Raw genomic sequence first — 21,835 nt, 5'->3', positions numbered from 1 at the left:
CACTTGACCAGCAAAAAGACCCTCCCGAAGGAGGGTCCTGGCTTTGCGCCCCCGGCAGGACTCGAACCTGCGGCCAAGTGCTTAGAAGGCACCTGCTCTATCCGCTGAGCTACGGGGGCCCGTGATGGTGGGGTCAAGGATAGGGGTCCGATCACCCTGGCCCGGTTGCTTCACCTGCGTGGCACGATGTGGAGGTTCGGTGAAGCGGTCCGATAATCGCAGGCAGGTGCGATTCGTGCAGCGCTTTTCGCGCCACTCGGGCCGGGTGTTGTGCAGTCGTTATGCCCGGGGGTGCGGGCGAGGTCCCCGGCTACATCCGTTCGGTCGGCGCGCAGGGCCGCAATACGCTTCAAAAAGGCTCCAAAATTGGGCATTCTTCGCATGTGGTGACCTTGGACGAACGGCCTCAGCTGATCGACGCACTCTCCGCCCTGCGCGACCGTGTCGCCGCCGTGCGTCTCCCCCTCCCGCTTCCCGGCGCGCCGCGGGCCCGGCAGACCCGGGCCGAGTTGCTCGCACAGCTCGACGACTATCTGGTGCCCCGTCTGAAAGACCCCGACGCACCGCTGCTCGCGGTCGTCGGCGGCTCCACCGGGGCCGGGAAGTCGACGCTCGTCAACTCGCTGGTGGGGCGCCGGGTCAGCGAGGCCGGGGTGCTCAGGCCGACCACGCGGACGCCCGTGCTCGTGTGCCACCCGGAAGACCACCACTGGTTCGCCGGGATGCGGGTGCTGCCGCAGCTCACCCGGGTCTGGCTGCCGGCTCAGGACGACGACCACCCGCCCGAGGAGCCGCCCGAGGACAACGCCCTGCGCCTGGAGACCGCCGCCACCCTGCCGCGCGGGCTGGCGCTGCTCGACGCGCCCGACATCGACTCGCTCGTCGTGGAGAACCGGCTCCTGGCCGCCGAACTGATCTGCGCCGCCGACATCTGGGTCATGGTCACCACCGCGTCCCGGTACGCCGACGCCGTGCCCTGGCATCTGCTCCGTACCGCCAAGGAGTACGACGCCACCCTGGTCACCGTCCTCGACCGGGTCCCGCACCAGGTCATCGGCGAGGTGTCCCGGCAGTACGAGGCGCTGCTCGACAAGGCCGGCTTCGGCGACCTGCCCCGGTTCACCATCCCCGAACTGCCCGAGTCCACCGGCGGCGGCAGCGGACTGCTGCCCGACAACGCCGTGGCCCCGCTGCGCGGCTGGCTCGCCCACTGCGCCCAGGACCCGGCCGCCCGCCAGCAGGCCGTCGGCCGGACCGCCGCCGGCGTCATCGACTCCCTCGACACCCGGATGCCGGAGCTGGCCGGGGCGGTCGCGGCCCAGTACGCGGCGGCCGTACGGCTCGGCGGCGCCGTCGAGGCCGCGTACGAGGAGCAGGGGCGGCGGGTCCGCGAGCAGGTCCGCCGGGGCGCCGTGCTCGCCGGGGACGCCCGGACCCGCTGGCGCGGCTACCCCCGCGACAGCTCCGCCGACGAGCTCGTCGACGCCCTCGTCGAGTCCCTCGCCGCGCTCGTGCAGTGCGCCGTCGCCGCCGCCGACGAGCGGGTCCGGGACGCCTGGCGCCGCGAACCGGCCGCCGGCGCCCTCGCACCCGGGGCTCCGGCCGCCGGCGCCCTCGTACACAGCTCGCCCGTACATGCCTCGCCCGTACACGGCGCCCTCGTGCACGGATCCCTCGCGCCCGGTGAACGGCCCGGGGAACGCAAGGACTTCGGCAAGGACAAGGACGCGGGCAGGGACTCCGGCGAGCGGATCGCCATCACCGTACGGCGCTGGCGGCGCGTCCTGGAGGAGATGGTCGAGGAGGAGGTACGGGAGATGGAACGCCCGGCCGCCTCGCGGGGCCCGGGGCGGGGCCCGGTCAGGGCCGGGAAGCGCGCGGCCGCCGCCGCGGCCCCCGACACCGAGACCCTCACCGCCCTCCTCGCCGCCGTCCTGCTCGGCGGGCGCCGCACCCGCGCCGCCGGTGACCGGCTCGCCGAACTCCTCGGCGCCCAGGGCGCACTGCGCCTGCGCGACAAGGGCGGCGAGCTGCTCGCCACGTACCTCGACCGCGCCCTGCACGCCGAACGCGACCGGCTTCTCGCGCCCCTCGACGCCCTCGACGTGACCCCCGAGCCGCAGGCCGAACTGATCGCCGCGCTCTCCGTACTGCAGAAGGAGAAGTGACGCCGTGGACGACGAGAAGTGCCAGGAGCCGGCCGCCCGCTGGGACGACGGGCTCATCGCCCGGCGCGCCTCCGAACGGCCCGCCGCGGCCGCCGGCGACGCCCCCGGGCCCGACGACGGCTCCCCGGACGACTCCCTTCCTGTCCTCGGCGGCGTCTACGGCGGCGCCCTGCGCACCCGCCTCGACGCCCTCCACGAACTCGTCGGCCTGTCCCGCACCCGCGTCGAGAGCGAGGTCCTGGCCGAGGCCGGCCGGGTCCTCGACGAGGCCGCGGCCCGGCAGCGGCTGTCCGCCCGGCACACCGTCGTCGCCATCGCCGGCGCCACCGGCAGCGGCAAGTCGACCCTCTTCAACGCCCTCGCCGGCGTCCCCGTCTCCGAGACCGGGCTGCGCCGCCCCACCACCGCCGCGCCGCTCGCCCTCTCCTGGTCCGAGGGGGCCGCGGGGCTGCTCGACCGGCTCGGCATCCCCGGCCGGCTGCGCCGCAGACCGCTCGCGGGCGGCGCGGGCGACAGCGACCTCCAGGGGCTCGTCCTCATCGACCTGCCCGACCACGACTCCGCCGTCACCGCCCACCGCGACCAGGTGGACCGGCTGCTCGGCCTGGTGGACGCGGTGATCTGGGTGGTGGACCCGGAGAAGTACGCGGACGCGGCGCTCCACGAGCGCTACCTGCGGCCGCTCGCCGGACACGCCGAGGTCACCTTCGTCGTCCTCAACCAGATCGACCGGCTCGGCACCGAGGCCGCCGACCTCGTCCTCGACGACCTGCGCCGCCTCCTCGACGAGGACGGCGTGGCGCTCGGCGAGCACGGCGAACCGGGCGCGACCGTGCTCGCGCTCTCCGCCCTCACCGGGGACGGCGTCCCGGAACTCCGCGAGATGCTCGGCCGGTTCGTGCAGGAACGCACCGCGCCCGAGCGCCGGCTCGCCGCCGACGTCGACGCCGCCGCGGCCAGGCTGCGGCCGGTGTACGTTGCCGACGGCCGGCCCGGGCTCGGCGAGCGGGCCCGGGAGGACTTCGCCGACCGGCTCGCGCTCGCGGTCGGCGCGCACGCGGCCGGCGAGGCCGCCGAACGCGTCTGGCGGCGGGGTGCCATCAAGGCCTGCGGGACGCCCTGGCTGCGGCTCTACCGCTGGTACGAGCGGATCCGCGCGCACGGCACCGGCACCGACCCGCGCCTCGAAGCCCCGGCCGAGGACGAGCTGACCGCACGTCAACGGGTCGAGCAGGCCGTCCGGATCGTGTCCGACGAGGCATCGCGGGGCCTGCCCGGGCCCTGGGCGCAGGCCGTGCGCGAGGCGGCGGCACGCGGCGCGGACGGGCTGCCGGAAGCGCTCGACGAGCTGACGGCGACCATGGGCGACCCGGCGGCCCGGCCGCCCCGGCCCGCGTGGTGGCCGGCCGCCGTCCTCGCGCAGGTGGTGATGACCCTGCTGCAGTTCCTCGGCGCGCTGTGGCTGGTCGGGCAGATCGTGGGCGTCCTGCAGCCGGGGCTGCTCGCGCCCGTCCTCGTCATGGTCGCGGGCATCGTCGGCGGTCCGCTGGTGGAGTGGGCCTGCGCGGCGGCGGTACGGGGGCCGGCGCTGCGGTACGGGCAGGAGGCCGAGCGCAAGCTGCGCGAGGCGGTCGCGGCCTGCGGACGGGCCCGGGTCCTCGACCCGATCGCGGCGGAGCTGATGCGGTACCGGGAGGTGCGCGAGCAGTTCGTGACGGCCTCCGGCGCCACCCGGGTGGCGAGCCGGATCGCGGGCGCCGGGCGCCTCGGGCCGAGGCGGGCGGGCGCCGGCCGCAGGTGAACCCCGGGCCGCCCAGGGGCTTGTCCCTCGACCCCGTCACCCGGAAGGGTGGCGGGGTTTTCCACAACTCCCCGCCTGTCCACAGCTTCCAGCGGGTCTTCCGGTCCGGCGCCAGCATGGAATCCAGGCAACGGAAGCCCGGTGGGAAACCGGTGGGAAAGAGGTGCGGGACATGAACGAGACGACGGTGACCCTGGTCGGCAACGTGGCGACGAACGTGGAGTACCGCGAGACGGTCACGGGCGGGGTGGCCCGGTTCCGCTTCGCGGTGTCCGCCCGGCGCTGGGACCGCGAGCGCGCGGTGTGGACGGACGGGCCGACCAGCTTCTACACGGTCTGTGCCTGGCGCTCGCTGGGGGTGAACCTGGCGGCCTCGGTGTCGGTGGGCGAACCACTGGTGGTGCACGGGAGGCTGAGGGTCCGTGAGGAGGAGCTGGAAGGCAAGCGCAAGACCTTCGTGGACGTCGACGCGACGGCCGTCGGGCACGACCTGACGCGCGGGACGGCGGCCTTCCGGCGGACGGTGCGGCAGGGGGCCGTGGCGGAAACACCCGTACCGGAAGGGCAAGTTCCGAAACCTTCCGAAGCTGAACCCGACCCCTGGCAGACCCCCGCCGTAACCGTCCCCTGACCGACCGTTGTGGGGATTTGTCGATACCTTGACCTGCTGTTTCGCCTCAACTGGTGGTGCCTGATAACGATTTCGAGTCGGAATGGTTATCAGACCGTACGACGGGATACAGCGCGCTTCCCCGTCCTTAGGATTCCGGTTACTCATGAGGCACTTGCTTCCTGTGGGTCAGTGAGTTGCAGACAGGCGCTCCCCCCACGCGTCTCGATCGAAGGCGCGGAGCAGCCTGTCCGGAGGGGAAATCCATGTTTTCTGTACGGAGGCGCGGCGTTGCCCGCCTTGCCGCCGCGACCGTGGTCTCGGGCCTCGTCGCGGCCGGCGCGATAGCTGTCGCGGGACCGGCGGCGGCGGACGAGGGCGGCCAGGGCACCGGCGGTGCCACGGCGACGCTCGGCGGCCTGAAGATCTACGACAGGGTGACCATCGAGGCGACCGGCAAGACGTACGCCGCCGGCCTCTTCAGCATGGACGTGAAGTCCGGTGGGTCCATCCAGACCTACTGCATCGACTTCCACACCAACGCCATCAACGGCGAGGACTACGACGAGGTCGGCTGGGACCAGTCGTCGCTCCACAACAACCCGGACGCCGGCAAGATCCGCTGGATCCTGCAGAACTCCTACCCGCAGGTGAACGACCTCGGTGACCTGGCCAAGAAGGCCGGCGCCGGGAAGCTCACCCCGCGCACCGCCGCCGCCGCCACCCAGGCCGCGATCTGGCACTTCTCCGACAAGGTCGAGGCCACCCCCGTCAACCCTGACGCGGCGAAGCTGACCGACTACCTGGAGGAGAAGGCGGTCGAGCTGTCCGAGCCGTCGGCCTCGCTCAGCCTGTCGCCGTCCTCGGTGGCCGGCAAGGCCGGCCAGCGCCTCGGCCCGATCACGGTCGACACCAACGCCGACAGCGCCACGGTCTCCCTCGCGCCCGGCGCCCCCGCCGGCGTGAAGATCGTCGACAAGGACGGCAAGGCCGTCAGCGGCGTCAACAAGGGCGACAGCAAGTTCTGGCTCGACGTCCCGGCCGGCACCGCCGACGGCGCCGCCGAGGTGAACGTGCAGGCGAACACCACCGTCCCGATCGGGCGTGCCTTCGTCAGCAAGCGGGTCAAGAGCCAGACGCTGATCCTGGCCGGCACCAGCACCTCGACCGTCACCGCCAAGGCGACCGCGACCTGGGCGAAGCAGGGCGCCGTCCCCGCCGTCACGGCCGTGAAGAACTGCGCCAAGGGCGGCGTCGACATCACCGCCTCCAACGAGGGTGACGAGGACTGGACCTTCGACCTGAAGGGCGAGAAGCACACGATCGCCCCGGGCAAGTCCGAGACGTTCACCGTCCCGGTCGCCGAGGACGAGGCGTACAAGTTCACGATCACCGGCCCGAACGGGTTCGAGAAGGTCATCGAGGGCGTCCTCGACTGCAAGACGGCCACCCCCGGCCCGAAGCCGTCCGACACCCCGTCGCCGTCCCAGACCCCGGCCACCGGCGGCACCACCTCCGGCGGCACGACCGGCACCAACGGTGGCGGCGACCTCGCCGAGACCGGTAGCTCCAGCGCCACCCCGATGATCGCCGGCATCGCCGTCGCGCTCGTCGTGGTCGGCGGCGGCGCGGTCTTCGTCCTCCGCAGGAAGAAGACGGCCGGCCAGTAGGCACCAGCGGCTGACGACGGCCCCGCCGCGCACCGCGCGGCGGGGCCGTTCCGCTGCCGCCGCCCACCCACGGTGACCATCCGGTCGCTCAGGGAAGGCGCAGGTCAGGCCGCCCCGGCAGTACTGGTTTCCGCCGACGGGGCTCGGTCAGGCAAGATGGAGTACATCTGCCCACTCACTCCTTGCCGGACGGTTTCTCTTGGCTGAGTACATCTACACCATGCGCAAGACGCGCAAGGCGCACGGCGACAAGGTCATCCTCGATGACGTGACGCTGAGCTTCCTGCCCGGTGCGAAGATCGGTGTGGTCGGCCCGAACGGTGCCGGTAAGTCCACCGTGCTGAAGATCATGGCCGGTCTGGAGCAGCCGTCGAACGGTGACGCGTTCCTCTCTCCGGGCTACTCGGTCGGCATCCTCATGCAGGAGCCGAAGCTCGACGAGTCCAAGACCGTCCTGCAGAACGTCGAGGACGGCGTCGCCGAGATCAAGGGCAAGCTCGACCGGTTCAACGCCATCGCCGAGGAGATGGCCACGAACTACACGGACGAGCTCATGGAGGAGATGGGCAAGCTCCAGGACGACCTGGACCACGCCAACGCGTGGGACCTCGACGCCCAGCTGGAGCAGGCCATGGACGCCCTGGGCTGCCCGCCCGGCGACTGGCAGGTCGTGAACCTCTCCGGTGGCGAGAAGCGCCGCGTCGCGCTCTGCAAGCTGCTGCTCGAGGCCCCCGACCTGCTGCTGCTCGACGAGCCCACCAACCACCTCGACGCCGAGTCGGTGAACTGGCTGGAGCAGCACCTCGCCCAGTACAAGGGCACCGTCGTGGCCATCACCCACGACCGGTACTTCCTCGACAACGTCGCCGAGTGGATCCTCGAGCTCGACCGCGGCCGCGCCATCCCGTACGAGGGCAACTACTCCACCTACCTGGAGAACAAGGCGTCCCGCCTCAAGGTCGAGGGCCAGAAGGACGCCAAGCGCCAAAAGCGCCTCAAGGAAGAGCTGGAGTGGGTCCGCTCCAACGCCAAGGGCCGCCAGGCCAAGTCCAAGGCGCGTCTCGCTCGCTACGAGGAGATGGCCGCCGAGGCCGACAAGATGCGGAAGCTGGACTTCGAGGAGATCCAGATCCCGCCGGGCCCGCGTCTGGGCAGCATCGTCGTCGAGGTCGAGAAGCTCAACAAGGCCTTCGGCGAGAAGGTCCTGGTCGACGACCTGTCCTTCACCCTGCCCCGTAACGGCATCGTCGGCGTGATCGGCCCGAACGGCGCCGGCAAGACCACGCTCTTCAAGATGCTGCAGGGCCTTGAGACCCCGGACTCCGGCGAGATCAAGGTCGGCGAGACCGTCAAGATCTCGTACGTCGACCAGGGCCGCGCCAACATCGACCCGAAGAAGACGCTGTGGGAGGTCGTCTCCGACGGCCTCGACTACATCAACGTCGGCCAGGTCGAGATGCCGTCCCGCGCCTACGTCTCCGCGTTCGGCTTCAAGGGCCCGGACCAGCAGAAGCCGGCCGGCGTGCTCTCCGGTGGTGAGCGCAACCGCCTCAACCTGGCGCTCACCCTCAAGCAGGGCGGCAACCTGCTGCTCCTCGACGAGCCCACCAACGACCTCGACGTCGAGACCCTGTCCTCGCTCGAGAACGCGCTGCTCGACTTCCCGGGCTGCGCCGTGGTCGTCTCCCACGACCGCTGGTTCCTCGACCGGGTCGCCACGCACATCCTGGCGTACGAGGGCGACTCGAAGTGGTTCTGGTTCGAGGGCAACTTCGAGTCGTACGAGAAGAACAAGATCGAGCGCCTCGGCCCGGACGCGGCCCGTCCGCACCGTGCCACCTACAAGAAGCTGACCCGAGGCTGATCACTTCATGGCTCGGCACATCTACTCCTGCCCCCTGCGCTGGTCGGACATGGACGCCTTCGGGCACGTCAACAACGTGGTCTTCCTCCGCTACCTGGAGGAGGCCCGGATCGACTTCATGTTCCGGCTCGCGCCGGGGGACGGGAGCCCGTCGTTCTCCGGCGGGTCCGTCGTGGCCCGGCACGAGATCGACTACCTGCGGCCGCTGGTCCACCGGCACGAGCCGGTCACCATCGAGTCCTGGGTGACCAAGATCGGCGCGGCCTCGCTGACGATCGCGTACGAGATCAAGGACCCCGACGTCACGTACGTCCGGGCGTCCACGGTCGTCGTGCCGTTCAACCTGGAGACGCAGCGCCCGCGCCGTATCTCCGACGAGGAGAAGCATTTCCTCAAGGAGTACATGGACGACGGGATGACCTCCGCCGCATGACCGCCATCGCGCCGCTGCACTTCGCCGACCCCAGGGAGGCGGCGGGCCTCGCCGCCTTCCTGCGCCGGCTGCTGCACTACGACCGCGCCGCCGCCGTCCGCCTCCAGGCCGGGGGCGGCGCGCTCGCCGTGTTCGGGCGGCCGCCGTCGTTCGAGGTCATCGCGATCCGCACGGCGCAGCTGGTCGACGCGGTCGACCTGGACGTCACCGTCTCGGCCGGCGAACTCCTCGAAGGCATCGAGGAGTCGGCCGGCAAGGCGTTTGTCCCCGGCCCCGTCACCGGCCCGCCCTGGGCCGGCGTCCTGCCGCCGCGCGCCGGCTGGGAGCCGGTGGCCGGGCTGCCGCCGGTCGCCGAGATACGGGGCGCGGTCGCCGCGGCCGTGACCGAGTTCCGGACCCGCGACGAGGCCCTGCCCGAGGAGCGGCGCACCCGCGCCGAGCGCGACCGCCTCGGCCGCGAGATCTGGTCCCGCACCTTCGCCGGTACGGGCCTGCCGCTGCGCGCCGCGCACGCGGCCCAGTCCCTCGGCTTCCTGCCCGGCCTCCCCGGCGAGGAGCTGCCGGTGGCACTGTTCGCCGCCGGGCCCTGGCTCCGGCTCCGCACCCCGTACGGCTCGGTCGCGCTGCGGACCGTTCCGATGGCGCTGAGCGTGACGCCGGGCGCCGCCCGGTGATCACTCCCGTGGTCGAGGGCCCGCTCACCGGCCCCGAGCTCAACGAGCTCTTCCACGCCTCCTGGCCCGGCCACCGGGACACCGACTTCGGCCCCGTGTTCGCCCGCCGGCTGCTGCACGTCACCGCACGCCGCGACGGGCGTCTCGTCGGCTATGTGAACGTGGCCGGTGACGGCGGCGCGCACGCCTTCGTGCTCGACACCACCGTTCACCCGGACGAGCGCCGCCGGGGGCTCGGCGTCGCCCTCGTACGCAAGGCGGCCGAGGCCGCCCGCGAGCGCGGCGCGCACTGGCTGCACGTGGACCACGAGCCGCACCTCACCGGCTTCTACGAGGAGTGCGGCTTCCGGCCCACCGCCGCCGGCCTCATGCCGCTGACCGGCTGAGCCCGGCGCCCGGACGCCCCTCCCGCGCGATCGTCGCCGCCGTCAGCGCCGCGCACAGCGTCAGGAGCACTGACGGGACGACCGGGGAGCCCGTCGACACGTTGTCCTTCGCCAGGACCGGGTCCATCCGGTGTTCCGGGTCATAGGCGATGCGGACCGGGGCGCCGGGCTCCGCGATCCGCTCCCGTGCCGTGAAGTCGGACGGGTACCCGCCCTGGCAGTCCAGGGTGTGGTGGTACAGCCAGTAGCTGGGCGGCGCGTCCTCGCCGAACGTCTCGTGGAACACCGCCTTCGGCTTGCCGACCACCACGCACTCGACGGTCGCGCCGCGCACCCGCGAGTCCCGCGCCTCCACCCACACCGACCCCAGGCCCGCCACGAGGAGCAGCACCGCGACGATGCTCCCGCCCTCCCGGAAGAGGGCGTTGTGCAGGGCGAGGGCGACCCCGGCCAGCAGCACACCCACCACGAGGGCCACCGCCACGGGAACGCTCGTGGACCGGAGCATGCTCCAGGACGCCCACAGGTACAGCAGGACACCGGCACCGGCGGGCACGAGCACCGCACCGGCGTACGACACGACCTTCGGCATGAACCACACCCCCGGTACGGGGACGGGCGCCCGCCCCGCACCGGTTCCGCCGGCGGTAGGGCTTGGGCGCTCCGGCCTCAGCGCTCCGTGTCGTCCGGCCAGACCCCGATGTGGTCCTGCTCCAGCTCCAGGGCCACCCGGTGCTTCATGCCGAGCGCCTCCGTGTACTCGGCGGGCAGCTGGAGCCGGCCGGCCCGGTCGAGCATCGCGTACTCCCGTGCCACCAGGGACTCCTGGCCCTCCGCGTCGATCTCCGTGCGCCGCAGCACCTCGGAGGAGGTGCGGCCGTCGCGGATGGCGACCGTGCGGCGCACCTCGGAGGCGACCGCCTGGTCGTGGGTGACGATGACGATCGTCGTGCCCAGCTCCTCGTTGGCCCGCCGGAAGGCCGCGAAGATCTGCTCACCGGTGGCCGAGTCCAGCTCACCGGTCGGCTCGTCGGCGAGCAGCACCGACGGGTCGTTGGCGAGGGCGACGGCGATCGCGACCCGCTGCTGCTGGCCGCCGGACAGCTGGTGCGGCCGGCGGTCGCGGATCTCCGCGATGCCCAGCATCGAGAGCAGCTCCTCCGCCCGCCGCGCCTTGTCCCTGGACCGGCCGCCGCCCTTCAACTGCATGGGCAGTGCCACGTTCTGCGCCGCCGTCAGATACGGCAGCAGGTTGCGCGCGGTCTGCTGCCAGACGAAGCCGACGACCTCGCGGCGGTAGCGGAGCCGCGCCTTGCCGTCCATCGCGAGCAGGTCGCAGCCCGCGACCTTCGCCGCGCCGGCGGTCGGCACGTCGAGCCCGGCCAGGATGTTCATCAGGGTCGACTTGCCCGAGCCGGACGCGCCGACCAGGGCCATCAGCTCGCCCTCCCGGACCAGCAGGTCCAGGCCCTGGAGGGCCTGCACCTCCACCCCGTCGGTGGTGAAGATCCGTACGAGACGGTCACAGGCGATCAGCGCGTCATGACCGTACTCGGGCCGGTCGCGATGCGCCGTCGCCCGCCGCTCCAGCTCCTCCAGCGTGGTCCCGGAAGCCCCCGAAGCCCCGGAATTCCCGGCAGCGGAGGCGCCGGAGGTCCCCGTGGTCGTCGTCATCGTGCGTCTCCTGCCCTGAGTTCCTGGATCGAGCCCTTGCGCGCCGCCCACCACGCCTGCACCAGCGCCGCCCCGCCCGCCAGCAGCACCACACCGGCCGCCGGGAGCCCGAGCGACCACACGTCCGCCCGCAGCGCCGCGCCCAGACCCATGGCCTCCTCGGGCGCCCCGGCGAGCGCGAGCCGGACCAGGTCGATGCCGGGCGCGAGCAGCAGGATCGTCGCCCAGCCGACGAGCGCGCCGCCGACCGCCGCCAGCAGCGCCTGCGGCAGGGCCTCCAGGGCGAGCAGCCGCCGGCCCTGGCCGCGGGTCAGGCCCATGGTGCGCAGCCGGGCCAGCAGCGTGGCACGCTCGGGCGCGACCTGGAGCAGCGAGAGCAGCAGGGCGAGGACCGCGTAGCCGGCACCGGCGGCGATGGCGGCGAGGTAGAGCCGCTCGGCGCCGGTCTGCATCGGCGAGTCGACGTACCCGGCGCGCTTCTCCGCGGCCAGGGTCACCTGGTCGTTCTCGCCCTTCGCCGCCACCGCGGCGCGCAGCGCCGGGCCGTCCAGCCTCCCGTCCCCGTCGCCGGTGACGAGCAGCGCGGTGGGCGCCCGGTTGACCAGGTCGTCGGCGTTGACGAGGAGGAAGTCCTTGTCGGGCAGGGCCGGGGTGACGGTGCGCACGGCGACCACCCGGACGTGGAACCGCCCGGCCGCCGCGGTGATCTCCATCGGCTTGTCGCCGAGCCGGTCGGCCACCGCCGGCGAGGCGATCGCCGGGATGACCCGGGCGTTGTTGCCGACGTTGGCGGGCCCGCCGGTGCCGGTGGACTTCAGCAGGTCGGCGGGGAACGCTCCGAAGCCGGTACGGGCCGCGAGCCGGGCGTACGAGGCGGGCTCGACGCCGACCAGCGGGGCGCCCATGCCGGGGTCGGTGGAGCCGCGCCGGGACGGCAGCTCCAGGCCGTACTCGATCTGCACGGGCGCCACCTCCCGCACCCCGGGGAAGTCCCGCACGGTCTCGGCCAGCCCGGCGGGCAGCGGGGTCCAGCCGACGTCGTTGCTCACCCGGGCGTCCGCGCCGGTCGCCAGATGGGCCGCCTTGTCGCGGGCGGCGGCGACACCGGTGAGCACCGCGCCGCCGACCGCGGCCGTGGTCAGTGCCACGAGCAGCGCGAGCAGCGGCAGCGCGCCGGCCGCCGAGGACCGGCCGGCCCGGGCCAGCGACAGATAGCCGACCACGCCGCGCAGCCGGCGCGCGGGCCGGGCCAGCCAGCGCAGCGGCAGCGGATACAGCCGTACGAGCACGAAGGCGGCGATCAGCGCGACCAGCACCGGTGCGGCGCTGACCAGGTAGTCGACCGAGCCGGAGTCGCCGGTGCCGCGGCGGCGCAGCGCCGTGACCGCGCCGGCCGCGAGGACGAGGAAGGTGAGCTCGGCGACCGTGCGGCGCCGCGACGGCCGGGCCGTGATGACGTCCTCCCGCCCACCGTGCAGCTGGGGGCGCCGGTGCAGGAAGACCGCGCGCAGCGGCAGTACGAGCGAGGCGAGCAGTGCGACCGCGGCGGCCGCCGCGCAGGCCGGCCAGAGCCGGGCGCCGGGGGCGTCGGTGAGCACAGCCGCGAGCAGCAGTCCGAGCGCGGCCGCCGGAACCGTGATCACGATCGTCTCGCCGAGCAGCCGCCCGCCGATGCCGGTCAGCGAGGCGCCGCGGGAGCGCAGCAGCGCCAGCTCGGCGCGCCGCCGGGTGGTGAACAGACCGCCCGTCATCGCGAGGACGACCACCGCTACCGCGCCGACGCCGAAGGCGGCGACCGCGACCACCGACGCGATGACGTCCCGCAGCCCGGCGTAGCCGGCGACGAGCTCGTCCAGGTCGGTGTCGAACGCGCCGTTCTCGCCCACGGCCTGCCGCAGCTTCACCAGGTCGGGGCCGGCGGCCGCCGAGTCGAGCGCGGTGGCGAGCCGGTCGGTGTCCTGGGCGGTGAGGTGGCCGGTGGCGGGGGCGTAGCGCCAGTACTGCTCCGGCTCGCCGAGGGTCCTGAGCAGCCCGGGCCCGCTCTCCGGCGCCACGATCAGCGTCGCCACCCAGTACCACTTGGGCTCGGTGACGCCCTTGGCCGTGAAGAGCGGCGTGTGCAGGAGCGGGTCGACCGACCAGAACGGGCGCCCGACGTCCTTCGGCTCGACGATGCCGGTGACCGTGACCGCCTTCGGCACGCCGTCGGTGCCCGGCACGTGCACGACCGAACCGACCTTCAGCTGCAGCGCCTTGGCGGTCTTCGCCGTGACCGCCGCCTCCATCGAGCCGCCCGCGCCGGCCCGCGGGGCGCGGCCCGCCGTGTACACGGCGTGCGCGGCCAGCTCGGCCCGCGCGTCCAGGACCAGCTCGGGCGGCAGCCCGTCCGGCTGCGGCAGCCACGGGTCGAACGCCGGGATCCGCTTGGTGGTGCGCACCCCGTACGCCGAGTCGGCGAGCTCCACGCGCAGCGGCGCGGGCAGCAGCGGCCTCAGTTCGTCCCGGGTCCTGCGCAGCCACTTCGGCTCGAGCTGCTCCGCTCGCAGACTGGACGCGGTCATCGTGATCGCGCTGCGGTGCGCCGGCGCGGCCGTGATGGCGTGCCGCAGCCCGTCCGTCTCGTACCCGTCGACCGCTCGCGGCAGCGCCGCCGCCAGGAACGCCGTCACCAGAACGAGCAGCCCGAAGGCGAGAGCCGCCCCCGGCGCGGTCCGCAACCGGGTCCGGACCCAGGGCGCCACGGCACGGGCGGGCTTGCGGGGCATGGCGGTCGCCTTTCCGCGGGCAGGGGTTCGTACGGGGGCGGGGGACGCCATCAGTGGCCCCCCTGCGTCCGCAGCGTCGTCGCCGGGTCGTTGCGGCGGAGGGCGATCGTCGCGACGACCGCGAGCGGTAGTGCGGCGACGCCCGCGAGGAGGAGGGCCACGTGGGCGACGGGGAGTTCGACCAGGACGCGGGGGACGGGGCGTTCGGCCTGGCCGGTGAGGACGACGAGGGGGACGACGGCCCGGGTGAGGACGGTGCCGAGGGCGACGCCGACGAGGAGGCCGATGCCGACGAGCAGGCCCTGTTCGGCGGCGATGAGGCGGGCCAGCTGGCGGCGTGGCGCGCCCAGCGCGCGCAGGACGCCGAATTCCTCCGCCCGCTCCCGCAGCGAACCGGCCGAGCCGACCGCGAAGCCCACCGCGGCGAGCGCCGCGGCGGCCGCCGCGACCGCCATGAGCGCCGAGTTGGGGCCCGCGCCGAGCGGGTCGCCGAGGAGTTCGGCCGCGGCCTCGTCCCGTACGAGCACCTGCGCGGGGTCCGCGTCCGGGCGGGCCCGCAGCGTCCTGGCGACGTCGGCGGCGCGGCCGGGCGCGGTGGCCAGCCACCATTCGGTGGGCGGCAGGGTGGCGCCGGGCGTGGCCGCGAGCGCGCGGTTGGCGGTGAAGAGGTCGACGAGGAGCGCGCCGCCGTCCTGCGGCGTGGTCGGGGGAGCGGAGGCGGAGACGGCCCGGGCGCCGGGGCCGGTGGTCGGCAGCTCCCGGACGACCTCGGCGATCAGCACGCGCAGGGTGGAGCCGTTGACGGCGACCTCGACGACGTCGCCCTTCTTCGCCTTGGCGGCGGTGAGGAACGCGTCGGTGGCGAGCGCCGGGATCTGCTTCGGCGGCGCCGGGCGGGGCGCGGTGAGCGTCAGGTCGTAGTCGTCCGTGCCGGGCCAGGGGCCCGAGACCTTCCGGCTGCCCGCGTCGAAGGTGACGTCGAGCGACCCGTCGGCGCCGGCCACCCCGCGGAGCGGCACCTCGGGGTTGTCGCCGTTCGCGAGCCGCGCCGCGTACTGCGCGGACCACGTCGGCAGCGCCCCGCGCACGTCGATCGGCTGCTCGGCGCCGCCGTCGCGGACGGAGAACAGCCGTCCGACGGTGAGCACCCGCTGCCCGCCCGTGCCCTCGCCGAGCGTGCCGCCGATCTCCAGGCCGGCCACGCTGAAGCCGCCGGCGCCGCGGAGTTCCGGCAGCGCGACGGCGAGCCGGTGGGTGCGGCCGTCGGCGGGGAGGGTGCCCAGAGCGCGGCGGTACGGGATGCCGTAGCCGTCCTCCAGGACGACGGTGGCCTGCGTGGGGAACGTCTCGCGCGGCGCCTTGTCGCGCAGTTCGACCGCGAGCGCGCGGGTGCCGGCCGGGATGGCGACGCCGGGGTGCGGCCCGGCCTTCGGCGCGACGGCGGCGAGCCGGGCGGCGGGGGAGCCGCCGGCGAGGTCGGGGCGGATCCGCAGGCCGTCGGCGGCGTGCCGGGTGTCGACGGCGAGGACGGTCGCGTTGTGTCCGGCGATGTCGGTGCCGGCCCGGTGCACGGGCGCCGCCGCCCGGACCCCGGGCAGCGCGGCAAGGCGTTCGGTCTCGGCCAGGTCGCCGGGGCCCGCGCTCAGCACCCGTACGTCCGCGCCGGCCTTGAAGTCGGCCTGGTCGCGCTGCGAGCGGTCCCAGGAGTCGGACTGTCCGATTGCCAGCATGCCCATGGCGACGGCGAGGACGAGCAGCAGCACCGGGCCCGCGCCGCGCAGCGGGCGGCGGCTGAACTGCCAGCCCGCGAGCGCCGCCGGCAGACCGCGGCCGCCGGCGGCGCGCCGCTCGGCCAGCTTGGCGGCGGGCGGCAGCAGGCGCAGGGTCAGGACGGTGCCGGCGAGCAGCGCGAGGGCGGGCGCGGCGACGAGCAGCGGGTCGACGCCGAGGCCGCCGGAGCGGTCGCCGGTGAGCGCACCGGCGCCGCCCGCGCCGGTCTGCCGGTCGAGCTGCCAGTAGGCGATGCCCGCGATGACGAGCAGACCGATGTCGGCGCCGGCCCGGACGGGCGCGGGCAGCGCGGCGGCCCGGCCCCTGCGCAGTGAGACGACGGCGCCGTCCCCGGCGGCGAGCGCCGGGGCGACGACGGCGGCAGCGCAGCACAGCGCGACGGCGGCGGCGACGAGCCAGACGGCCGGCGGGGGAGTGGCGTCGAGCCGGCCGAGCGCGTCGAGCGCGGTGCGGTCGGCGAAGAGCCGGGTCAGCGGGTTGGCGAGCAGCGGCGCGGCGACGGCGGCGGGCAGCGCGAGCAGCAGCGCCTCGACGGAGGCGAGCCCCGCGATGCGGCGGCGGGAGGCGCCGCGGGCGCGCAGCAGTTCGGTCTCGCCGGAGCGCTCGCTGCTGAGCAGCCGGGCGACGAGCAGCAGCGCGTAGGCGGCGAGCAGCACCAGCTGCACGGCCACGATGGAGAGGGTCGACCGGGAGACGAGCAGCGCGCGGTCGGTCTGCTCCAGGACGGTCGGCAGCGCGGTGTAGGCGGTGACGGTGGTGCCGAAGCCGGCCGTGTCGGCGAGGACCGTCTCCGGCCCCTTGGTGGCGGAGTCGCGCAGGGCGTCGGTGCGGTCGGTGGTGACGGCGCTGTAGTCGGCGGTGCCCAGCCAGGAGGTGGCGCCGGCGGTGACCCGGCCGGACGTCAGGGTGGCGGGGTCGGCGAGCAGCGGCCCGTACGTGGTGAAGGCGAGCGTCTTGACGCCGCGGCCGCCCGCCGCGTCGAGCTGCCAGTACAGGTCGGCGGTGTCGACGGGCCGGTAGACGCCGGTGATCCGGGTCTTCAGCGGCTTGTCGGCGAGCCGGTCGGTGAGGTCGAGGACGGTGCCGGGGGCGATCTTGAGCCGGCGGGCGACCTCCTCCGGGACGGCGCTCTCGACGGCCTCGCCCGGAGCGGCCGCGGGCCGCGGCCAGGCGCCGCGGACCAGGGTGATCCGGGAGCGGTCGAGCGCGGCGAAGTGGGTGAGGTCCGGGTCGCCGGCGCGGGCGGCCGGCGGCTGGAGCGAGCGCGGCAGCGCGTACGGGCCGGAGGTCGCGAGCTTCCGTACGTGCACCGGCAGCCCGGCGAAGGTCCGCTCGGTGCCCTCGCGGGCGGCCGCGTCGGCGCTCGCCCGCTTGTCCTCGGGGATCTGCCCGCTGATGACGAGCGCGGCGGCGGGCGCGGCCCGGCCCTGCAGGGTCCCCTGGAGCGCGGCGTCGCCGATGGAGCCGGAGAAGGCGGCGAGGGTCGCGAGGACGGAGGTGGTCAGGAGGACGGCGAGCAGGGCGGCGGTCAGGAGCAGCCGGTGCGCCCTGACCCGTAGGAGTACGAAGCCCGTCACCCGTTTCCCCCCTGAAAACACCGTGATCGTTCACTATCGAACGTTCATCGGATGCTTTCAGAGGGCACTTGATCTGGAAACCGCTTTCACCGGCACCTTGATCCGATCGTGACCGTTAATCGGCACACGGTCACCGGAATGTGTTCGTCCGGGCGCGAGGGGAAACGAAGGAGCTACTCCGCGGTGTTGATCATCGCCGAGGCGGCGAAGGTCAGATAGCGCCACAGCTCCTGCTCGTGCTCCGGCGCGAGCCCCAGCTCGTCCACCGCGTCCCGCATGTGCCGCAGCCAGGCGTCGTGTGCCGCCCGGTCCACCGTGAACGGCGCGTGCCGCATCCGCAGCCGCGGGTGGCCGCGGTGGTCGCTGTAGGTGCGGGGGCCGCCCCAGTACTGCATGAGGAAGAGCACGAGCCGCTCCTCGGCCGGGCCCAGGTCCTCCTCCGGGTACATCGGCCGCAGCAGCGGGTCCTCCGCGACCCCCTGGTAGAAGCGGCGGACCAGGCGCCGGAAGGTCTCCTCGCCACCCACCTGCTCGTAGAAGGTCTGCTCCTGAAGCGTGCCGCGCGGAATCTCGTTCACCGTTCCATCGTCTCAGATGCCCGGACGGAGGACCGGAGGCTTAGGACTGGTGGCCGGATCCGGGCGGTGCGCAGCACAGTGGAGGCATGCGCGACATGTTCGCCGAGGAGGGCGCGCGGGCGCGGCGGGCGCTGGTGCGCGAGATCGAGGCGTACGGCGCCCTGCGCGACCCCGCCTGGCGGGCCGCCTTCGCCGAGGTCCCGCGCCACCTCTTCGTCCCCTCCTACTACGTGCCGGGCCCGGCCGGCTACGAGCGCCTCTGGTGCGGCGACCCCGACCCGGCACGGCGGGACCGCTGGCTGCGCGGGGCCTACCAGGACACAGCTCTCGCCACCCGCGTCCGGGACGGGGAACTGCTCTCCTCCGCCAGCCAGCCGTCCCTCATGGCCCGGATGCTCGAAGCCCTCGACATCGACGACGGCCACGACGTCCTGGAGATCGGCGCCGGCAGCGGCTACGGCGCCGCGCTGCTCTGCCACCGCCTCGGCGACCGCCACGTCACCACCGTCGACCTGGACGAGGAGATCGCCGAGTCCGCCCGCGTCCACCTCGCCGCCGCCGGCCACCGTCCCGCCGTGATCGCCGGCGACGGCGCCCGCGGCTGCCCCGAGCACGCCCCGTACGACCGGATCGTCGCCACCTGCGAGCTGCCTGCCGTCCCCCGGCCGTGGCTCGCCCAGAGCCGGCCCGGCGGCCGGATCCTCGCACCGCTCTCCACCGGCCTGATCCTGCTCGCCGTCCAGGACCCGGACCACGCCGAGGGCCGGTTCCTCGACACCTCCGCCTACTTCGTCCCGCTGCGCGGCGGCGCCGCCCGCGCCCCGCACCGGCGCATGGGCGGGGTGCCGCGCCGGGCGTACGAGGACGAGCGCTTCCAGTTCCTGGCCGGGCTCGTCGGGAACAGCCTGGACACGCGCGAAGCGCTCTCGCTCTGGCAGCGCGAACGGCGGCCGGAGCGGGAGCGCTTCGGGGTGACGGTGCGGGAGGACCGGCAGTGGGCCTGGCTGGACGACCCCGAGGGGCCGTACGCCTGGCCGCTGCCGGGCCTCTGAACTCCTGCGACGGCTCAGCCGCGCCGGACGGTGATCGTCGTCCAGGCGCCCACGTGCACCCGGTCGCCGTCGCCCAGCTGCACCGGCACATAGGGCTGGATCGGGTCGGGCGAGCCGTTGATCGTGGTGCCGTTGGTGGAGTTCTGGTCCACCACCGCCCACGAGCCGTCCGGCTGCGCCACGAGCACCGCGTGCTGGTGCGAGACGCCCGGGTCCTCCGGCGGCACCGACAGGTCGATGTCGGGCGACTCGCCGGTGGAGTGCCGGCGGCGGCCGATGCTGACCTGGTTGCCCTGGAGCGGCACGTGCTGCTCGGGGGAGTACGCGGGCAGGTTGAGCCCCGTCGCCTCCGGGCCGCTGCGGTGCATCATCGCCATGAAGTACTCGCGGTCAGGGCCGATCACCGCGGTCCAGTTCGCCGGCTGCGGACGCGGCTGCGGGGGCTGCGGCTGCTGCTGGAACGGAGCGGGCGGCGCACCCTGCGGACCGGGACCCTGCGGACCGGGACCCTGGGGGCCGGGGCCGCCGTGGCCGGGCAGCGGGGGCAGGTTCGGCGGTACGGGGCCGGGCGCGGGCGCCGGCGGCTCCGGCCGGGACGGGGGCGAGAGCAGCCAGTCGTCGTCCGCGCGCGGCTGCGGCGGCGCGGGCGGCGGAGGCATGCCCGGGCCGCCCGCCGGCGGGGCCGGCTGGAACGCCTGCGGGGCCATCGGAGCCGGCGGGGCCGGCGGGCCGGACATCGGCGGGCGCTGCGGCGGGGCCTGGTGGTGCGTCGGATCGGCGCCCAGCGGCTCGGCCGGCCGGTTCACCTGCGAGGGCCGCGAGCCCTGGTACTCGTACGGATCCGGGTGCGGATGCTGCGGCTGCGGAGGCCGCGGTGGCGACTGGAAGCCGGGCGGCAGGTTGAGCCCGCCGGGCGCCGGGGCCGGCGGCGGGGGCATGCCCGGGCCCGACGCCGGGGCGATCGGGGTGTACGAGGTCGCCGTGTTCGTGAGGAAGTTCCAGCGGCACTCCTCGCAGAACGGTGCCATCGGCTCGCGCGGGGTGCGGCACTGCGGGCACAGTTCGGCCTGGGCGGTCGCGTTCGGGTCGTAACCACCCGGGCCACCGGGAGCGCCGGGACCACCGGGACCACCAGGGCCCATGGGGCCACCCGGCATCGGCGGCGGCGGAGGCGGACCGGCGGGACCCGGGCCGGCCGGGCCGCCGGGGCCCGGGTAGCCGTACGCGGGCGGCGGCGGGGGAGGCGGCGGTACGGCACCCGCCGGCGCACCCGCCCCGGCCATGCGGTGGCCGCAGACCTCGCACCAGTCGTCGGAGACCGACTGGTGTCCGTTCGGGCAGGTCGGCATGTCGGTGCTTCCCCCTCTCGTCGTCCCTAACGGCCCTGTGTCCGTTTACTGCGAAGTGTCCGTTTACTTCTTCACGCGAACGGTCTTGGTGGAACGCGTCTCGAGAGTCATCTCGTCCGCTTCCGCGACCTTCGCCTTCAACCGCACAGTACCCGTCGCGGCGTCGACCACGTCCACCACCTTCGAAAGCAGTTTCGCGGTATCGGCGTTCCCGGAGGCCGCCGCGAGCTGCACCGCGCGCCCCAGCTTGGCCGTCGCGCCGTCACGATCGCCCGATTTGCGGGCATCCAGGCCCTGCTGGATGACATCGGCCAGCTCGGCCTGCCCCGTGTAGTGCGCGACCTGCGGGTTGATGGCCGTGGACATCACCATGTCGTCCGTCCACACCGCCCGTACCAGCCCTTGAGACAGCGTCACCGGAGTGCCGCCCGCCGGGTCCGGCACGATCAGCGAGACGCGGGCGGCCAGCATCTCCTGGCCGACCGCGGCCTGCGGGACGCGCACGGAGACGTGGTAGTCGCGGGACTCGTCGCCCCAGGAGCCGGTCGGATAGTCCCCGGCGCGCGGACCCGCCTCGGTGCGCCGCCCGGTCAGGTCCTCGACGGTCGGCGCGACCTGCTTGACGAAGCCGATCTCCACGCCGACCGGGGTCCACAGGCGCAGCGCGACGTCCGCGACCTCCTTGTCCATGGCGCGTTCCATCATCGTCGTGAAGTCCGCCGTGAGCCCGGCCGGGTCGGCGACGATGTCGGCGGTGCCGAGCAGCGCCCGGGCGATGCCCTTGACCTCCTCGACCTCCCAGTCGGTGCCCACGCCGCGCGCGTCGCAGGTGAAGCGGCCCGCGCAGGCGTCCAGGGCGGCGCGCAGGTCGGCGGGCGACTCGTGCTCGTTGCGTCCGTCGGTGAGCAGGATGCCGTGCCGGATCGGGGCGCCGGCCGCGTCGGCGGAGGACAGCAGCCGGTCGGCGAGCCGCAGCCAGGTGCCGATGGCGGTGCCGCCGCCCGCGCTCAGGCCGCGCAGCGCGTCCCTGGCCTCGGCGCGGGTGCGCGCGTCGGCGACCGCGAGCCGCCCGCCGCCCGGGTACACCTCCTTCGCCACGTGCGTGCCGGCGACCAGGGCGAAGGCCGTGCCGTCGCGCAGGGTGTCGATGGCGGCGGCGGCCGCGTCGCGCGCGCCGCGCATCTTCGTCGCCGGGTAGTCCATCGAACCCGAGCAGTCGAGCATCAGCACGACCGCGGCGGAGCGGCCGCCGGCGGCGGCCTGCGGCAGTCCGGCGGCGGTGCCGCCGCCGGTCGCGGTGACGGTGACGATCGCGTTGACGTCCCGCCCGCCCTCCGGCAGGAACTCGTTCTGGTACACGTCCACCGAGAACTGCGGCCCGGTCGGCTTGGAGAAGTTGGCCATGGGTGATTCGGCTCCTCGGCTCACGAGAAGAGAAGTGAG

General features: G+C 74.3%; 16 protein-coding genes and 1 tRNA gene. 9 read left to right on the top strand and 8 right to left on the bottom strand.

From position 1 onward, the window contains the following. Positions 1-46 precede the first annotated feature (46 nt). A tRNA-Arg gene (locus ACWEV0_RS10770) sits at positions 47-119 on the bottom strand. 273 nt (positions 120-392) lie between these two features. On the opposite strand from ACWEV0_RS10770, the gene ACWEV0_RS10765 reads away from it, so the two are divergent. The 8 genes from ACWEV0_RS10765 to ACWEV0_RS10730 all read left to right on the top strand — a co-directional run bounded on the left by ACWEV0_RS10765 (position 393) and on the right by ACWEV0_RS10730 (position 9,606). Then, positions 393-2,168, top strand: coding sequence for a dynamin family protein (locus ACWEV0_RS10765; protein WP_453148343.1), 1,776 nt, complete (start codon positions 393-395; stop codon positions 2,166-2,168). A gap of 4 nt (positions 2,169-2,172) precedes the next feature. Then, complete coding sequence (locus ACWEV0_RS10760; protein ID WP_453148342.1) at positions 2,173-3,969, top strand: GTPase; 1,797 nt, start codon at positions 2,173-2,175, stop codon at positions 3,967-3,969. A gap of 172 nt (positions 3,970-4,141) precedes the next feature. Further along, positions 4,142-4,600 (top strand): single-stranded DNA-binding protein, encoded by a 459-nt coding sequence (locus ACWEV0_RS10755; protein WP_453148340.1) that lies wholly within the window; start codon positions 4,142-4,144, stop codon positions 4,598-4,600. A gap of 245 nt (positions 4,601-4,845) precedes the next feature. Next, the gene (locus ACWEV0_RS10750) at positions 4,846-6,249 is read left to right on the top strand and encodes a Cys-Gln thioester bond-forming surface protein (protein WP_453148338.1); all 1,404 of its coding nucleotides are present in this window, start codon (positions 4,846-4,848) and stop codon (positions 6,247-6,249) included. A 199-nt stretch (positions 6,250-6,448) separates the two neighbouring features. Next, positions 6,449-8,113 carry an energy-dependent translational throttle protein EttA gene (gene ettA, locus ACWEV0_RS10745; RefSeq protein WP_403792813.1) on the top strand — a complete coding sequence of 555 codons (1,665 nt, stop codon included), beginning with the start codon at positions 6,449-6,451 and terminating at the stop codon, positions 8,111-8,113. A 7-nt stretch (positions 8,114-8,120) separates the two neighbouring features. Beyond that, positions 8,121-8,546 carry an acyl-CoA thioesterase gene (locus tag ACWEV0_RS10740; RefSeq protein ID WP_453148336.1) on the top strand — a complete coding sequence of 142 codons (426 nt, stop codon included), beginning with the start codon at positions 8,121-8,123 and terminating at the stop codon, positions 8,544-8,546. Further along, entirely contained in the window at positions 8,543-9,220 is a 678-nt protein-coding gene (locus ACWEV0_RS10735; protein ID WP_453148334.1) for a hypothetical protein, read from the top strand. Before ACWEV0_RS10740 ends, ACWEV0_RS10735 begins: the two co-directional genes overlap by 4 nt. Next, entirely contained in the window at positions 9,217-9,606 is a 390-nt protein-coding gene (locus ACWEV0_RS10730; RefSeq protein ID WP_453148332.1) for a GNAT family N-acetyltransferase, read from the top strand. Before ACWEV0_RS10735 ends, ACWEV0_RS10730 begins: the two co-directional genes overlap by 4 nt. On the opposite strand, the gene ACWEV0_RS10725 is transcribed toward ACWEV0_RS10730, so the two are convergent. From ACWEV0_RS10725 to ACWEV0_RS10705, 5 genes are all read right to left on the bottom strand, one after another. Then, on the bottom strand, positions 9,587-10,198 hold the full coding sequence (locus ACWEV0_RS10725) for a hypothetical protein (protein ID WP_453148330.1): 612 nt from the start codon (positions 10,196-10,198) through the stop codon (positions 9,587-9,589). The two genes, ACWEV0_RS10730 and ACWEV0_RS10725, sit on opposite strands and share 20 nt — an antisense overlap. A 77-nt stretch (positions 10,199-10,275) precedes the next feature. Beyond that, entirely contained in the window at positions 10,276-11,280 is a 1,005-nt protein-coding gene (locus ACWEV0_RS10720; RefSeq protein WP_453148328.1) for an ABC transporter ATP-binding protein, read from the bottom strand. Further along, a complete protein-coding gene (locus tag ACWEV0_RS10715; protein ID WP_453148327.1) occupies positions 11,277-14,045 on the bottom strand; it encodes an FtsX-like permease family protein in 2,769 nt (922 codons plus the stop codon). The genes ACWEV0_RS10720 and ACWEV0_RS10715 overlap by 4 nt, the downstream gene beginning before the upstream one ends. A gap of 50 nt (positions 14,046-14,095) precedes the next feature. Next, positions 14,096-17,413 carry an FtsX-like permease family protein gene (locus ACWEV0_RS10710; RefSeq protein WP_453148325.1) on the bottom strand — a complete coding sequence of 1,106 codons (3,318 nt, stop codon included), beginning with the start codon at positions 17,411-17,413 and terminating at the stop codon, positions 14,096-14,098. A gap of 173 nt (positions 17,414-17,586) precedes the next feature. Further along, complete coding sequence (locus tag ACWEV0_RS10705; RefSeq protein WP_389206255.1) at positions 17,587-17,991, bottom strand: globin; 405 nt, start codon at positions 17,989-17,991, stop codon at positions 17,587-17,589. A gap of 86 nt (positions 17,992-18,077) precedes the next feature. On the opposite strand from ACWEV0_RS10705, the gene ACWEV0_RS10700 reads away from it, so the two are divergent. Beyond that, complete coding sequence (locus tag ACWEV0_RS10700) at positions 18,078-19,043, top strand: methyltransferase domain-containing protein (RefSeq protein WP_453148323.1); 966 nt, start codon at positions 18,078-18,080, stop codon at positions 19,041-19,043. Between the two features lie 14 nt (positions 19,044-19,057). On the opposite strand, the gene ACWEV0_RS10695 is transcribed toward ACWEV0_RS10700, so the two are convergent. Together ACWEV0_RS10695 and ACWEV0_RS10690 are read right to left on the bottom strand one after the other, a co-directional pair. Then, positions 19,058-20,392, bottom strand: a complete 1,335-nt coding sequence (locus ACWEV0_RS10695; RefSeq protein WP_453148321.1) for an FHA domain-containing protein — start codon at positions 20,390-20,392, stop codon at positions 19,058-19,060. A gap of 63 nt (positions 20,393-20,455) precedes the next feature. Continuing rightward, positions 20,456-21,796, bottom strand: coding sequence for a vWA domain-containing protein (locus ACWEV0_RS10690; RefSeq protein ID WP_453148320.1), 1,341 nt, complete (start codon positions 21,794-21,796; stop codon positions 20,456-20,458). Positions 21,797-21,835 lie beyond the last annotated feature (39 nt).

The sequence above is a fragment of the Streptomyces sp. NPDC003943 genome, assembly GCF_053605265.1.
The sequence above is the reverse complement of the archived record's forward strand: the minus strand, read 5'-3'. Positions and strand labels throughout refer to the sequence as shown.

Coding starts and splice junctions, on each gene's coding strand:
- ACWEV0_RS10755 (WP_453148340.1), top strand. CDS start 4,142: ATGAACGAGACGACGGTGACCCTGGTCGGCAACGTGGCGACGAACGTG.
- ACWEV0_RS10750 (WP_453148338.1), top strand. CDS start 4,846: ATGTTTTCTGTACGGAGGCGCGGCGTTGCCCGCCTTGCCGCCGCGACC.
- ACWEV0_RS10740 (WP_453148336.1), top strand. CDS start 8,121: ATGGCTCGGCACATCTACTCCTGCCCCCTGCGCTGGTCGGACATGGAC.
- ACWEV0_RS10735 (WP_453148334.1), top strand. CDS start 8,543: ATGACCGCCATCGCGCCGCTGCACTTCGCCGACCCCAGGGAGGCGGCG.
- ACWEV0_RS10725 (WP_453148330.1), bottom strand. CDS start 10,198: ATGCCGAAGGTCGTGTCGTACGCCGGTGCGGTGCTCGTGCCCGCCGGT.
- ACWEV0_RS10720 (WP_453148328.1), bottom strand. CDS start 11,280: ATGACGACGACCACGGGGACCTCCGGCGCCTCCGCTGCCGGGAATTCC.
- ACWEV0_RS10715 (WP_453148327.1), bottom strand. CDS start 14,045: ATGCCCCGCAAGCCCGCCCGTGCCGTGGCGCCCTGGGTCCGGACCCGG.
- ACWEV0_RS10700 (WP_453148323.1), top strand. CDS start 18,078: ATGCGCGACATGTTCGCCGAGGAGGGCGCGCGGGCGCGGCGGGCGCTG.
- ACWEV0_RS10695 (WP_453148321.1), bottom strand. CDS start 20,392: ATGCCGACCTGCCCGAACGGACACCAGTCGGTCTCCGACGACTGGTGC.
- ACWEV0_RS10690 (WP_453148320.1), bottom strand. CDS start 21,796: ATGGCCAACTTCTCCAAGCCGACCGGGCCGCAGTTCTCGGTGGACGTG.